Origin of the sequence: Iodobacter fluviatilis, assembly GCF_004194535.1 — a bacterium.
GTDB classification, from domain to species: Bacteria; Pseudomonadota; Gammaproteobacteria; order Burkholderiales; family Chitinibacteraceae; genus Iodobacter; species Iodobacter fluviatilis_A.
The window spans coordinates 403,094-417,583 of the sequence record NZ_CP025781.1 but is presented as its reverse complement, the minus strand read 5'-3'; the positions used below and the strand labels follow the sequence as shown (position 1 = coordinate 417,583).

Sequence of the window (14,490 nt, the reverse complement as noted above, 5' to 3'; positions counted from 1 at the left end):
GGCAAACACGCCACACGCAGGCTGTTTAATGCTGCACAACCGCCGGAATATGCGCTGTTACAAAGAAAGGCAGTTGATCGCTCTCATCCATATTGGGCTGTACGTTTTCGATGATGCGGAGATCGGTCACCATACATTCGCGGAATAACTCAACCGCGTATTGATGAATTTTTTCTACATGATCCCAAGCCGATAGTGGCCAAACAAAACCTTCCCAGCGCTCTTTGTCTTCAAGCGTCGAAAAGGTCATGCGAATTTCGGCGTTTTCATGCGCAGCAATACAGATGACCGGTGTGCGGCCTTTGCTTCGGATGCTGCGCAAGGCATTGCTGGTCATGAGCTGCAAACGGGTTTCTAGCTGAGTTTCACGGCCTGCTTCGCCAGCGGTGAGCCATGGCATTGGGGTGCGTGGAATCGGGAATAAAGTTACGCCATTGGTTTTAAGTTGCTCACCAATTAGATTGGCTAACTGCATACCCCAAGCACCTAAATTGCCGCCGAGTTTAATCGCTGGTGCCGCATCTTTTTTCTGCATCGCCACGCCAACAAGATAGCGTAAAAATACGGCTTCATCTTTAAGTGGCATTGGGGAGGTGTTTAAATCCAGCGGCAAGCCACCAGAGGCGTATTGCAATTGATCACGCCATTGGCTGAGTTGTGATGGATTAACGCTCGCCAGTGTTTCGGCGTGTACTAGTTTGGCTGATAGCCATACATCGGCGTCTGGGCTGATGACTTCGTGCTGTTTTAATAGTGCGAGTACGGCATCGACATCGGATAACTGGCCAGCTAGCTCGGTTGTGCCTTTGAAACCCGCCACTAAAATCACTGGAATTGCAAAAGGGATGGCATAGTGCTCGGCATTTTTTGGCGCGTTTTCAACGGTATTGCGTAAGAGTGCCCACAGCTCTAGATAAGCATCCAAAGACGGCGCTTGGGTCATGGCGGCATTTAAAGCGGCATGATCTTGAATGGCGAGGGTATCGGCCAGTAGAGTGGTGAGCGCTTCACGTTTTTGCTTAACCACTTCGCTGGATGATTCTGTCAGTAGCGACATCAGTAGTCGAATAATGGGGTTTTGTGCGTTAACTCTAGCGTAGAGGCGAGGATCTGGTAGGTACATGGCTGGCCTGTACGGAAGGTGGCAAAAAAGTGATTATACCGACAGTGGCGGTGTTTGAATTATTTGCCTTGTCGCCCAGTGATATAAGGGTTTATTTCACTCCCTAAGTGAATGTTTGGGGCATAAGTGCGAAGGGTTTATGAGCTGGACACACCTTGCAAGGGCTTATCCAGCTATTGCTCCTTGAATTAGTGCGGTTTTAAACCACTGGCCGGCTAGGCCCAGCTGATGCCCTGGGTGCCAAACTAGCTGAATACCCAGCTGCAACTGACTTTCGCTAAACTGGATGGGAAGCTGAATAATATCTTGCTCCTGTGTAACATCGGCAAAGTGTTTGGGTAAGCAAGCCCAGCCCAAGCCGCGGCGCACCAGCTCGAGCACGGCCCAATCGCCTTCTACCCACCAAACCGAGGGTGAATAGCGAAAGCGCTCTTTTTCAGCTCCGCTCTGTCGACCCGTGACCATCAATTGCCGGTGGCTTTGCAGCATGGCGAGGCTCACATTGTGGGCTACGGCTAGCGGATGTTGTCTAGATACGACAAATTGCACTTCGCATTGTTTGAGCCAGTGAAAGGCCAATTCTTTGGGTTGCTCAGCCGCTTCATAGCTGATGCCTAAGTCAACTCGCCCTGATTGCAGGAGCTTGTATAAATCATCCATGATGGGGAATAACAATTCCACCTCTAGCTGCGGAAATTTCGTGGCTAATTGCTCCAGTAAATCCCCCAGCCAGGGCATCTGAGCTGAATCATCTACGGCCAAGCGTAGCTTGGCTTCTTGCCCCGCATTCAGGCTATGAGCAATGCCGCTGAGCTGCTCACAGCGCTGCAAAATAGCGATGGCCTCGGGCAATAAGCGCTTACCTTCAGCACTAAGTTGGGGGTAGCGCCCTGCGCGGTGAAATAAGCTCACTCCCAGATCAATCTCTAAATTGGCGATGGCAGTGCTAACCAAAGACTGAGCTTTACCCATGCGCCGAGCCGCCGCGGAGAAAGAACCGCACTCGGCAGCGGCTTTAAAGGCACTTAACTGATCTAATGAATATTTCATCTATCTGCTTTTAAGATGGTTACCAACTAACAACTATCATAGAAGCTGGGTATGCTAGTAGTCATTGTGAATAAGATGAGCACCTTAAAATGCAGATGAGAAATCGGGCCGATCGTATCCGGCATGTGATTGGTTTTGAAGTGATTGGCTTGTTGCTATTTGTCCCCCTTGCTAGGTTAGCCTTTGGTTTTTCAGTTGGAGAACTTGGGGTGCTAGCGGTGGGGATCTCGATTATTGCTACTGTATGGAATTATGTTTACAACGTGGGTTTTGATCATTTATTGGCGCGCTGGAAAAAACGCGTGAATAAAACCCCAGTAGAGCGAGTGATGCACGCTATTGGCTTTGAAGGTGGGCTGCTGATGGTGAGTTTGCCGCTGGTGGCGTGGTGGCTGAAGGTTGGGCTTTGGGATGCTTTTATTATGGATCTTGGTTTTGCCGCTTTTTACTTGGTTTATGCCTTCATCTATAACTGGGTTTACGATAAAGTTTTTCCTTTACCTGTATGGAAAGCGGCGTAAGTTGATATTGTTTAATGCATATCTAACGTTGCTTCAAGGATCCTATGATTAGTCTAATTAATACAGAAACATTGGCTGAGCTAACCCAAGGGGCGAAAGCCAGCCCACGTTTGCGCAAGAATTTTAATTTTCACGCCAGTAATGAATCCAGTTGTCATCGCTTATTGAATGCTTTAGAACCTGGCACTTATGTGCAGCCGCATTGCCATTTAGATAGCGAAAAAGACGAAACCATGATCGCTTTGAGTGGTCGATTTGGTATTCTTATTTTTGATGCTCAGGGTGAAATTATCCAGCAGGTGGTTTTGAGTGCGAAAGAGGGCAATGTGGGGATTAATATTCCTGCCGGTGCGTTTCACAGTATGGTGGCGCTGGAAAGTGGCTCGGTGTTTTTTGAAAGCAAGGCGGGGCCATATGTGGCTCTGGCTGCGGCTGAAAAAGCCAGCTGGGCTCCAGCCGAGGGCGAGGCAGGTTGTGCGGCGTATTTAGCTAAGATGGTGGCGGTTTTTAGCGCGGGCTAAGGCTGTTTTTGCTCGGGAAGTCACTTAAGGTATCCGTTGGATGGCTTTAAAATAAATAGGGGCGCTGCTTGCAGCGCCCCTATTGTATTAACGTCTTGCTAAGCCAAAACGGTAGCCCAGGGATAAATCTAAAACGGGGCTATTGAGTTCACCCTTGAATGATTTTACGATCCCTGCGCCGGCTTTGATTTGCCAGTTTTTAGCAATAGGGTAGCTAGCATAAGCCATAGGCTGCATGATGGCACCGCCATCTGAATCCACCCCTCCGCCGCCTGCAGCACCGATCAGCATTTCTGCACTAAGGCGTAATTTGCCGAGCACTTCTGGGCTTTCCCAGCCTGCACCAACTAGGCCGACTGAATAACCACCTGCACCGCCAGCTAAGGCGCTATGTGCTTGGCCGCTAAGGTAAAATCCGTTATCAATATGACGGTTCAGCTTAAAGCCAATGTTTTGCATGCTGCGTTTGCTGCCATCGCGGCGTGCGGCGCTGGTGTATTGTTGTACGCTAGCATCCCATTCCCAACCTTCTATTCGGCTAAGAATATCGGTACTAGCATGAGGGTGATCTAGTGCCATGCCGAGCTGCAAGCTGGCGTAGCGAGCACTAAAACTGCCATCAAAGGCTTTAGATACACCGGTTTCTAAGGTTAAGTCTAAATCACGGGTGAGTTGATACGTGCCAAAAATGGCCGCTTTTCCCAAGCCGCCACCGCCAGTATCCACAGCACCGCCGCCACCCATCCCTAGCGAAACACGAGAGCCTGCGCGTAAAGAGGGGTTAAATGTGTACTCCCAACCGAAGGTGCCTAATACTTCAGCATAACCATCGGATTCGCCTTTTACGGCACCAGCTGCTTCAACGCCCCATAGCCAGCCATTGGCTAAAGACTGGGTCATTAAAAAGCCAGCGTAGGAGGTGCTATCGGGTGCAGGTGCGCCTGTAGTGGTTTTTACATCGCCTTGCGGCTTAGATTGCGCAGCCACAATGGCAATCCGATCAAAGCCCACGCCACTGCGTGTGCTGCTACTTAAATATTGGCCGATTCGGCTAGCATCGCTATAGCTAAAGCTATCATCAAATGACAGCATGAGCCCTAGTTGGCGGCTATTAAAATGACCGCTTGGAAAGCGTACTTCAGAGGCCGATATCCCCGCTCTGATCCCGCCAAAGTCCCAAAGTAGATCGATATGCGGGCGTAACATCAGCCCACCGCCCACGCCCGCTGCGCCGCCACCGCCGCCACCCAGATAAAAGCCGCTATCCACACTGAGGCGATTGTTAATGGGGAGGCGATAGGTGATTTCCGCCCCACCGGTAAAAAATCCACCGCGCTCTCCTGTGATCGCGCCATAGGCCGCTGGGCCAAGGTAGAGGCCGGGCAAGGTTTCAATTAAGTAACTCCCCCCAATCATGCCCATATTTTCATCATTGGGCAGGGTGATGGTTTCAAAACCTAGCTTAAATGCGGCAGGATTTTGATTTAAGGATTCGCCTGGCTCGGCGTAAGCCTGACTGGCGATTAGCAGGGCGATAGGAAGAAGCTGTTTGAGCATAGGTTTCTTGTGTAAAGAGAAAAACCGCCACGAATGGCGGTTGATTTAAGGGCGTCTCGAAATATCCATCTTCGCGATAAAGCGCGCTTTGTTTTATTGAGTCGATCGGCTTTTGATGCTCCCTTAAGCAAGTTTATTTCACACGCATGCCAGGCTTTGCACCGGTATCTGGGCTCAGGAGATATAATCCACCGTCTCCACCTGCAGCCAATACCATGCCTTCGGATACACCAAATTTCATTTTACGCGGGGCTAGGTTGGCGACCATCACCGTCATACGCCCTTGCAGATCTTCCGGTTTATAAGCGGCTTTAATGCCTGCAAATACATGGCGGCTTTCATTGCCGATATCTAGTGTTAAAGAAACCAGCTTATCTGCACCTTCTACGGCCTTTGCTTCGGTAATCATCGCTACACGTAGATCGATTTTCATAAAGTCATCGATGCTGATGGTTTCCGCAATCGGCGGGATCTCGTAGTCAGGCTTGGCTGTCGTTGGCGTGGCTTCTAGGTTTTGCTTGTTTTCTTCGACCATGGCTTCGATATTTTTAGGATCAATTCGGGTCATGAGGTGCTGGTAAGGCTCGATGGTGTGATCCAGCAGTAATACCTGTGCATCGGCCCATGTAAATGGTGCGACATTAAGAAAGGCTTCAACATCGGCAGCCAGCTTAGGTAGTACAGGCTTCAGGTAGATCGTCAGAATACGGAAGGCATTAATCAAGAAGCTGCATACCACATGTAAATGCAAGCTTTGCTCAGGGTCTTTCGCCATTACCCAAGGCTTGACGCTATCTACGTACTGATTGACCTCATCGGTTAAAGCCATGATTTCACGAATGGCGCGGCCATATTCGCGTGCCTCATAGAGGGCCGCCAGCTTCTCGCCAGCGCCCTGCAGCTGAGCTTGCAGAGCCACGATTTTGTCCATTAAAGGGTAATCATCGGCAGTGAAAATACCATCGTGCAAACGGCCTTCAAAGCGCTTGCTGATAAAGCCTGCTGCGCGGCTAGCGATATTAATGTACTTGCCGATCAAGTCAGAGTTAACGCGGGCACTAAAGTCTTCTAGGTTTAAATCCAGATCGTCCACACCGCTGCCCAGCTTAGCGGCAAAGTAATAACGCAGCCATTCTGGGTTCAGATGTTTTAAGTAAGACTCAGCAGTAATGAAGGTACCGCGTGATTTGCTCATTTTTGCGCCATCTACGGTTAAAAAGCCGTGGGCGTTAATGGCGGTTGGTGTACGGTAGCCTGCGTATTCCAGCATGGCCGGCCAAAATAGTGCGTGGAAATACAGAATATCTTTGCCGATAAAGTGATACAGCTCCGCATCAGAATCTTTATTCCAATAGCTATCAAAATCTAAGCCGAGGCGATCGCAAAGGTTTTTATGGCTGGCCATATAACCAACTGGTGCGTCGAGCCAAACGTAGAAATACTTACCTGGTGCATCTGGAATTTCAAAGCCAAAGTAAGGCGCATCGCGGCTGATATCCCAGTCTGAAAGGCCAGATTCAAACCATTCTTGCATCTTATTAGAGGCTTCGCTTTGCAAGCGAGGGCGCTGTTTGCCATCTACTAGCGTGGTTTCTTTAGTCCAAACTTTAAGGAATTCTTCGCAATCGGCAAGCTTAAAGAAATAGTGCTCGGAGTCTCTTAACTCCGGTGTTGCGCCAGAAATGGCCGAGTAGGGGCGTTTTAGCTCGGTAGGTGCGTAAGTGGCACCGCACACCTCACAGTTATCACCGTACTGATCTTTGGCTGCGCATTTCGGGCATTCGCCTTTTACAAAGCGGTCGGCCAGAAACATGTTTTTTTGCGGGTCAAATAGCTGGCTAATGCTGCGCTGAGCAATTTTTCCATCCGCTTTCAACTTGTTGTAAATCTCACAAGCCAGTTGTTTGTTTTCTGGGCTGTTGGTGCTGTAGTAGTTGTCATAGCTCACATGAAAGCCAGCAAAATCACTCATATGCGAGCGAAGTGATTCAGCAATCAGGGCTTCAGGCGTAATTCCCAATTTTTCTGCACGCAACATAATCGGCGCGCCGTGGGTGTCATCCGCACAAACACTATGACACTCATGGCCACGTTGTTTTTGAAAGCGTACCCAGATATCAGTCTGAATATGTTCGACCATATGGCCAAGGTGAATCGCACCGTTGGCGTAGGGAAGGGCGGAGGTAACGAGAATCTTGCGCGGCATCGTGGCTAAACCGGAATTTAAAGAGAATAAGGAATTATCCCCAATATTGCATCTTACTGCGAGGTGAATAGATAGATATTTGTGGGATTGCTGGCAAATAGCCACTTGTGAGTGTAAATCTGCGGATTTATATCGCTTTATTACGGAGTAAAAAATGTTTTTTTGTCTTTTTATTACACATGTAGCAATGTCTTTGTCATTTAATTTGTGTTTGACTGGCAACACGCTATGCAGCTCATCTATATTGAGTTGCATGTAGATGCTTAGGTCAGAGCGGTAATGAAGTTATTTTGGTCAAGAATGTACGAGTATAAAACGGTATGGCAGGGCCCCATGTGGCTTGGCTTATTGGGGCTGGTGTTCAGTATTGTTGTGGCTTTGTTTGTAGACCGAGCCGAAACTGAGCGCGCAGATGCAGCTTTTCTACAAATGAGTGATCGCTTAGTGCAAGCCACACAAAGCCGCCTGTCTAACTACGCCGTAAGTTTAAGATATGCCCATGCTTTTTCAGGGGTAAATAGAAATAATATGATCGAGTTTTCTCGTTATATCCAGTTCTTGAATTTGCCTGCTGCCTTACCTGGGGCTTTATCTATTGGTTTGATTAGGAAGGTGTCCGCTGAGGATTGGGATAAATATTACGCGCAGAGCCGGCAGCATTTGCCCATTACGCAATTTAAAGTGCAGAGTTTAACTGATGCTTTTATTGTTGAGGCATTAGAGCCAGGTATTTTAAAAACGGAAGTATTGGGTTACGATTTTGCGCAGGATCCAGAGTTAGCCAAGCGCTTGACCGCCGTAATGGCGCATGAAAAAGAGCTGATTATTCGCTCTGCATCTATCGGCGCGCAGCATCATGCCGATTTTTTTGTATTTGTGCCTTGGTATAGCCTAAATTCAAGAGGCAACAATATTTCAAGTAAAGGGGGAACGGTTTTAGGTTTTTTTTATATGCCAATTGATGCAGAAAAAATGATGGCAAGCATAAATAGTGAATACAGTAATTTTTTAAATTTTAGTATTTATTTTGGGAATGGGAAAAAAGAAGAAAATAAAATATTTAGTTTAGATAAAAATAATAAGCAGTCTTTAGATACGGCTAGCTTGGGTAGGGAATTTTTGATTAATTATGCAGGTTCAAATTTTACCTTTATGATTAAAAGTGGTCATGACTTTGATAGGATTTATAAAAAAAATGATTATGCGTGGTGTTTGCTGTTTGGAATGCTGATAAGTGCATCTCTTACCATATGTTATGGTTTGTTAAAAAAACATAAAAATATTAAAGATGAGTTTAATTTTTTTTCGCAGTCAAAGCAAAATAATAATGATAAATATGAATGTGTTATTGATGCTGTGGGTGATGTAATATTTACGATTGATTATAGCGGTAAAATATTAAAAGTTAATAATCAAGCAGAAATGGTTTTTAAATATAATGAAAGCGATGTAGTTGGAAAAAACCTAGCACCATTCCTGCTTGACCTTAGTCTATCCGAGCTTAATAAGCATATTGAGCACTGCATAAATATGCAAGGTAGTAAATCAGACTCTACATTAATAAAAGTGCAGTGCAAAAATAACCAAGGTGTTGGTTTTTTTGCATGGCTACATTTGTATGATTTAAAAATTGATAAAACATTGCTCTGCGTTTTAAGTAAGCCATCGCACAGCTGGTTTGCAGATACAGAGGCTATTCAAGAGCGCTTACAATTGGCTGTTGATTCTGCAGGGTTGGGTATTTGGGAGTGGCAATTAGCCGAAAATAAAATATTTTGGGATAAGGTGATGTATGCCTTGTATGCATTAGACCCTACTCGATTTGAAATAAGTTATGCCAGCTGGTCGGCCTTGATTATTAATGATGATTTTGCTCAATTTGATGGTGCAATCCATGCGATGCTACAGGATGGGGACCCATTGCATGAAACAGTTAGAATTCGCCGCGCTGATGGTGAAATTCGTTATATATCAATGCATGGTAAATTAATTATTAATGAAGAAGATCAATCTGAGCGTGTTATTGGCGTTAATTTTGATATTACTCCATTAAAAGCCGCTGAAGCTTTATTAAGGGAATCGGGAGAGCGATTCTCTTTGGCGGCACAAGCGGCACAAGAAGGTATTTGGGATTGGAATATGCAGACGGGTGAGGTTTGGTTCTCACCTCAGTGGAAAGCTAATTTTGGTTATCAAGATGGTGAATTAGCCAATAATTTAACGACATGGGATCAATTAATTGATTCTGAAGATAGAAAAAGCTTTTTACGTTTAACTCAAGAATATAATGATGGTACAGTGGCGCGCTTTGAATTGACTCTACGTTTTAAACATAAAGATGGGCACTGGGTAAGTGTGCGCAGCCGTGCTGTGCATTTGAAAAATGCGCAGGGAGAAGTGGTGCGGATGGTTGGTTCGCACGAAGATATTACTGAGATTTTAAAGCATGAAGCAGCGTTAGATGATAGCCGAAAACGAATGGATTTAACTATCCAGTGCGCGGGTTTGGGCGTGTGGGACTGGGATATCACGAGCGATGAAGTTTTATTTGGTGGTAAATGGGCAGAAATGCTGGGCTATGACGAATCTGAAATTAAACCGCATATAGAAAGTTGGGCATTGTTAGTTCATCCCGATGATTTTGCTGCAGCAAATAAGATATTACAAGCTCACTTTGATGGCATCGTGCCCGTTTATTCTGCAGAATTTAGAATGCTGGAAAAAAGCGGCAGTTGGCGGTGGATTTTGGGTGTAGGCAGGGTGAATGCATTTAATGATGATGGCAAACCTTTACGAATATTAGGTGTGAATATTGATATTCATGAAAGAAAAATGAATGAAGCTGCTTTGCAAGAGGCAACCGCAATGGCAGAGGCGGCTAATCGAGCCAAAAGTGAATTTTTAGCTAATATGAGCCATGAAATTCGCACTCCATTGAATGCTGTACTTGGATTTTCTTCGTTAATGCGTACAGGAAATTTAGAGCCACAGCAACGTGATTTTGTAGATTCCATTCACACCGCTGGGAATGCTTTATTGTATTTAATTAATGATTTATTGGATTTTTCAAAAATTGAAGCCGGTAAGTTAGAACTTGAGAATATTCAATTTGATTTTCGCCAAGTATGTGAAGAAGCTTTTGAGATGATTGCCCAAAAAGCAAATGAAAAAAGATTAGATATTGCTTCTATTGTGGTGCCATCCGTGCCTGAATGCTTGATAGGAGATCCTGGCCGAATTAGGCAAGTGTTACTTAATTTATTAAATAATGCCATTAAATTTACCGAGCAGGGCCAAGTGCTGATGCGGGTTTATAGCGAAGCTGTTGTAGATCATAAGGTTAACATTCGCTTAGAAGTCGAAGATAGTGGTGTGGGTATTTCTGATAAGGTAAAAAAAGTATTATTTAGTTCATTTACCCAAGCGGATGCATCAACAACACGCAAATTTGGAGGTACGGGATTGGGTTTATCTATTTGTAAAAAATTGATTGAGGCCATGGGGGGTAGGATTGGTGTTGATAGCGTGGAAGGAAAAGGTGCCTTATTTTGGTTTGAATTACAATTAGCGACTGGAAATGTACCAGTACCTATTAACATAAATTATTCTGACCGATCGAATAAAGTGCTTGTTATTGATGCCTTTGCTGCTCATGCAGAAGCATTATGGATATTACTAGGGCGGCTGGGCTTGGTGGCTGATTGTTATAATGATGTGCAACGTGGTTTAGCTGCCTTGAATGCTGATGATGCAAATTTTATGCTTGCAATTGTGGATAATCGATTTGAAAGTATGAGTTTTACTCAAATAGTTGATGTTATTCGATCGAATAAAAAATGGGCGGATCTACCCATTATTATTCTTTCAGATTGGAGCTATTCTGATAATACTTATTTAAAAGAACACGCTGATTTTTATTTAGCTAAGCCTGTGCAAGAGCGAGCATTGCGCCTCTGTATTGATGCAGCTTTAGATTTACCTAAAAAAGTGATGCCCCTTCAGCAGGATTTATCCTTAAGCATTGAATCTATTTCCGATTTAAAATTATATATTTTGGTGGCTGAAGATAATCCCATTAATCAAAAAGTAGCGGTGTTAATGCTGCAAAATTTGGGTTGTAGAGTTGATGTGGCTGCAAATGGATTAGAAGCACTCAATGCAGTGCAAAAGGGTAATTACGATCTGGTTTTTATGGATTGCCAAATGCCAGAGATGGATGGCTATACTGCGGTGGCTCATATTCGCTCGCTTGTAGGGCCCCAATCCAAGGTGCCAATTGTGGCGTTAACCGCTAATGCGTTTAAATCAGATCAAGATCGTTGTTTTGCCATAGGAATGAATGATTTTATTGCGAAGCCTATTAGTGTGGAGCATCTCATCCGCGTGCTCTCGATTTTTTTCCCAAACCAGCAAACGGGGCCAGCGGTGCTTGCCCAAAGTAGAGGAAATATGTCCTTACCTATTGAAGCCACTGATGTTGAAAATGAGATGGCCAGCATTTATCAAACTTTTGAAGATTTGAAAAAAATGCTTGGCATGGATATGACCGATGAGTTAATTCAATTGTTTTTGCCCACTTTAGACGAGTGTTTGGCTAATTTAGGCCCTGTGATTGAGTCGGGGAGTGGCGATGCGGTGGTGACTTGCGCACATAAATTAAAAGGAGCAGCGGCACAAATGGGCGCGCAATCTTTGGCTGATTTATGCAAAAAAGTAGAGCAAACTGGGCGAGATAAAAAACTGGAAGAGGCTTGGCCTTTTCATGCAAAAATTGTAGCCTTGGGTAGCGCCGTTGGGCAGCGTTTGCGGGATAAATAGTCTGTCCTCATCTGATCATGAACCAAGATTTTTTATAGGATGGTTGGGGGCTTTAGCCTGCAGTCATCCATGTTTTTATGATTTTTTTTGCACGGTTTCATATACGCTACTCCCCTTTTTTAAGTAGGTATCGTCGTGATCTTGCCAGCCCCCAGCCAGATTCGCTCATGGCTGCAATTAAAACTGAATACTGCTAACAAAATATCTGCCGGTGATTTAGGGGGAGCCCCTTGCATAGTAGCCGTGCTGCCGCTGTTTTGATTCCTTTGGTACTGCACCCTGCAGGTGTAAGTGTGTTGTTTACCGAGCGTGCTGCACACCTCTCTACCCATGCAGGGCAGGTGAGTTTCCCCGGGGGCGCGTTCGAAAAACAAGATATAGATCTAGTGGCCACCGCCTTGCGTGAAACCCAAGAAGAGACAGGTATTCCAATTGAGCGAGTTGAAGTGGTGGCAAGCTTGGCCGAGTATTTTACGATTAGCCGGTATAGGGTAACGCCAGTGGTGGGGCTGCTTCAGCCTGGTTTTGAGATGGCACCAGACCCAAGAGAGGTGGCTGCGGTATTTGAGCTGCCTTTGGAAGTATTGCTCGATGTGCGCCGCTATGAGCGCAGGATGGTAGAGCGCAATGGTCAGCGTGGGTTCACCCATTTTTTGGAGCACGATGGGCGAGTGGTATGGGGGCAACGGCGGGCATGCTGATGATGTTGGCTAAAAGTTTGGAATAAAATGAAGGCCAACACACAGCGGCTGGTGATGGCCTGCGCCCACTGTACTGCTTTTTTGTATTGAGCGGAGTCCCTACTTCTGCTGCTTTAAAGTCTGGCTGTACAAAAAATAAAACGCTGGTTTTGTCTTTTGCCGTGCGGATTAAGTGCAGGCCATGAGTCCATTTCAGTAAGCTGCCGACATAAATCAACAGCTGATGCTCATAAGCTACAACCCGTTCTATGCCAATTTTACTGACGTATTTCAACGCCCCCCTAGCTAGCAGGACTTACTGTTAATGCAATGAGGGTGGGGTAAATGGCTTTTACATTTCGATTGGTAATATTGCATTGTTGTTGTATTTCTGTTTTTTTTGTTTACGCCACTTGACATGCTTTTGTCATAAAAGTAATGATCTATTGCAGAAAGTGATTGATTTTTAACTGTTAATTACTTTTCAAATAAAACGTAGGCAATAAGTATCCCGCCAAATATGGAGATAACGATGACAAAGCAAACTCGATTGGTTTTTGCACTTGTAATGGGTTTAGGCCTTAGCCAGGCTGTAAATGCAGTTACTGTGAGTCAGACTTACATCAATAAAACTGGCTCAGAAATCAGCCAAGAAAAAGGCTCGTATGCACGGCCAACCGTTTATATCGATCAACGCGCTTGTGGCGAGCCTAGCCCAAATGCGATGGCATGTGGCCCAAGCATTATTAGCGTGGGCACACAGTTTTTACAGTCTCAGGAAACGCAGCACGGCAATTACGCCGCAAAAATGGTGTTGGCGCATGAGTGGGGGCATTCTATCCAGTTTGCCAATGGTATTAACCTGCGCGAGCCTTACCAAGAGCTGCAGGCCGATTGCAACGGTGGCTCATTTATTCGCTTTGCTGTAAATAATCTTGGATATCAACCTTTCCTAGAGGCCGCGGTAAGTAGCGCACGGGCGGCCGCGGATTACAGCACGCATGGCACACCTGCTCAGCGTGATGCGTTTACTCGCTGGGGCTATGCTCAGGGTGATCTACGGAAGTGTTTTAATAGTTTGCCAAGATAATTTTTTAAAAAAATCTCCCTAATGTCTTTGGGTATTAGGGAGAATGGAGTGAGGCAAAATATGAAAAAACCAATTCTGCTACTGATGCTGGTATTAGCTGGGGTAGCCATACTCTCTTTCTGGCAATCACCTGCTGCTGTTTTATATAGTTTGGTTGCAGCCGTGAAATCAGCGGCTCAGCCAAATCAGACCGCATCATTGTCTGAAACTACTTTACAAATAAAAGATAAAAACTTCAATCAGTCTGCCATGTTGCAAGCCTCGCCTTTTGCTAAAAACAAAACCATTGATTTAAGTAGTGATGAGGTAAAAACAGATCCCCATTTAAATAGCATCTTAAATACACCAGATAAAGAAATAATTAGCCCTGAAGAAGCTGCACGCCGTAAAAAAATGGAAACTTTGGGTTATATGGTACCCGCGGATTATTTGACTAAAGACTTGCAAAGCTTAAAGAAACTGGCTAAGTCGGGCGATGCCTATGCCATGGTACATTTGGGCGAGAAGTACTATTTCGAATTAAATAAAAACCCAGATAATCCTGATTATGACCCGCAAACAGACTATGCCAATCAGGCTAAATCTACCTTTAAAGATGCTTTAGTGGCGGGCAATATCCGCTCAGCGGGCATTATTGCTGAGCTTTATTTACAAGAAAATAATAGGGTTGATGCCTACGCATGGCATCTTATTTCTGACCGTCTGGGGGACAGCATCAGCGCTGATTGGTTTCGTACAACCAAGGTGTATACCGAAGCTAGTGATCAGTTAAAGCAGGCGGCTAAAGCCAAATTGCCAGTGTTGATTGCGGAGTTGGATAGCCGTAGTAAAGCTGCGAATCGTACGCCTATATTTAAGTCTTGATTAGAGATAAGGTGGCTATTTATTTCAGTAAAGATAACAGAATAGTATTTTATGCAGGAG

At 45.2% G+C, this 14,490-nt stretch carries 10 protein-coding genes; 6 read left to right on the top strand and 4 right to left on the bottom strand.

The features are described 5' to 3' along the window. Nucleotides 1–25 precede the first annotated feature (25 nt). Nucleotides 26–1,123 carry a hypothetical protein gene (locus C1H71_RS01750; RefSeq protein ID WP_130105036.1) on the bottom strand — a complete coding sequence of 366 codons (1,098 nt, stop codon included), beginning with the start codon at nucleotides 1,121–1,123 and terminating at the stop codon, nucleotides 26–28. A gap of 165 nt (nucleotides 1,124–1,288) precedes the next feature. Beyond that, on the bottom strand, nucleotides 1,289–2,173 hold the full coding sequence (locus C1H71_RS01745; protein ID WP_130105035.1) for a LysR family transcriptional regulator: 885 nt from the start codon (nucleotides 2,171–2,173) through the stop codon (nucleotides 1,289–1,291). Between the two features lie 89 nt (nucleotides 2,174–2,262). Here C1H71_RS01745 and C1H71_RS01740 point away from each other — a divergent pair, with 89 nt between their 5' ends. Both C1H71_RS01740 and C1H71_RS01735 read left to right on the top strand, forming a co-directional pair. Continuing rightward, on the top strand, nucleotides 2,263–2,694 hold the full coding sequence (locus C1H71_RS01740; RefSeq protein ID WP_223145955.1) for a PACE efflux transporter: 432 nt from the start codon (nucleotides 2,263–2,265) through the stop codon (nucleotides 2,692–2,694). 44 nt (nucleotides 2,695–2,738) lie between these two features. After that, on the top strand, nucleotides 2,739–3,215 hold the full coding sequence (locus C1H71_RS01735) for a WbuC family cupin fold metalloprotein (RefSeq protein WP_188053496.1): 477 nt from the start codon (nucleotides 2,739–2,741) through the stop codon (nucleotides 3,213–3,215). Between the two features lie 87 nt (nucleotides 3,216–3,302). On the opposite strand, the gene C1H71_RS01730 is transcribed toward C1H71_RS01735, so the two are convergent. Continuing rightward, nucleotides 3,303–4,772 (bottom strand): hypothetical protein, encoded by a 1,470-nt coding sequence (locus tag C1H71_RS01730; RefSeq protein ID WP_130105034.1) that lies wholly within the window; start codon nucleotides 4,770–4,772, stop codon nucleotides 3,303–3,305. A 133-nt stretch (nucleotides 4,773–4,905) separates the two neighbouring features. After that, entirely contained in the window at nucleotides 4,906–6,978 is a 2,073-nt protein-coding gene (gene metG / locus C1H71_RS01725) for a methionine--tRNA ligase (protein ID WP_130105033.1), read from the bottom strand. A gap of 279 nt (nucleotides 6,979–7,257) precedes the next feature. Here metG and C1H71_RS01720 point away from each other — a divergent pair, with 279 nt between their 5' ends. The 4 genes from C1H71_RS01720 (at nucleotide 7,258) to C1H71_RS01705 (ending at nucleotide 14,430) form a co-directional block, all read left to right on the top strand. Next, nucleotides 7,258–11,796, top strand: coding sequence for a PAS domain-containing protein (locus C1H71_RS01720; RefSeq protein WP_130105032.1), 4,539 nt, complete (start codon nucleotides 7,258–7,260; stop codon nucleotides 11,794–11,796). A 230-nt stretch (nucleotides 11,797–12,026) separates the two neighbouring features. Further along, a complete protein-coding gene (locus C1H71_RS01715; protein ID WP_130105031.1) occupies nucleotides 12,027–12,497 on the top strand; it encodes a CoA pyrophosphatase in 471 nt (156 codons plus the stop codon). A gap of 511 nt (nucleotides 12,498–13,008) precedes the next feature. Then, nucleotides 13,009–13,566 carry a hypothetical protein gene (locus tag C1H71_RS01710; RefSeq protein WP_130105030.1) on the top strand — a complete coding sequence of 186 codons (558 nt, stop codon included), beginning with the start codon at nucleotides 13,009–13,011 and terminating at the stop codon, nucleotides 13,564–13,566. A gap of 60 nt (nucleotides 13,567–13,626) precedes the next feature. Then, complete coding sequence (locus tag C1H71_RS01705) at nucleotides 13,627–14,430, top strand: hypothetical protein (protein WP_130105029.1); 804 nt, start codon at nucleotides 13,627–13,629, stop codon at nucleotides 14,428–14,430. Nucleotides 14,431–14,490 lie beyond the last annotated feature (60 nt).

What these genes read in the sequence shown, in the direction of transcription:
- C1H71_RS01750 (WP_130105036.1), bottom strand. Translation starts at nt 1,123, where the DNA reads ATGTACCTACCAGATCCTCGCCTCTACGCTAGAGTTAACGCACAAAAC.
- C1H71_RS01745 (WP_130105035.1), bottom strand. Translation starts at nt 2,173, where the DNA reads ATGAAATATTCATTAGATCAGTTAAGTGCCTTTAAAGCCGCTGCCGAG.
- C1H71_RS01740 (WP_223145955.1), top strand. Translation starts at nt 2,263, where the DNA reads ATGCAGATGAGAAATCGGGCCGATCGTATCCGGCATGTGATTGGTTTT.
- C1H71_RS01735 (WP_188053496.1), top strand. Translation starts at nt 2,739, where the DNA reads ATGATTAGTCTAATTAATACAGAAACATTGGCTGAGCTAACCCAAGGG.
- C1H71_RS01730 (WP_130105034.1), bottom strand. Translation starts at nt 4,772, where the DNA reads ATGCTCAAACAGCTTCTTCCTATCGCCCTGCTAATCGCCAGTCAGGCT.
- metG (WP_130105033.1), bottom strand. Translation starts at nt 6,978, where the DNA reads ATGCCGCGCAAGATTCTCGTTACCTCCGCCCTTCCCTACGCCAACGGT.
- C1H71_RS01720 (WP_130105032.1), top strand. Translation starts at nt 7,258, where the DNA reads ATGAAGTTATTTTGGTCAAGAATGTACGAGTATAAAACGGTATGGCAG.
- C1H71_RS01710 (WP_130105030.1), top strand. Translation starts at nt 13,009, where the DNA reads ATGACAAAGCAAACTCGATTGGTTTTTGCACTTGTAATGGGTTTAGGC.
- C1H71_RS01705 (WP_130105029.1), top strand. Translation starts at nt 13,627, where the DNA reads ATGAAAAAACCAATTCTGCTACTGATGCTGGTATTAGCTGGGGTAGCC.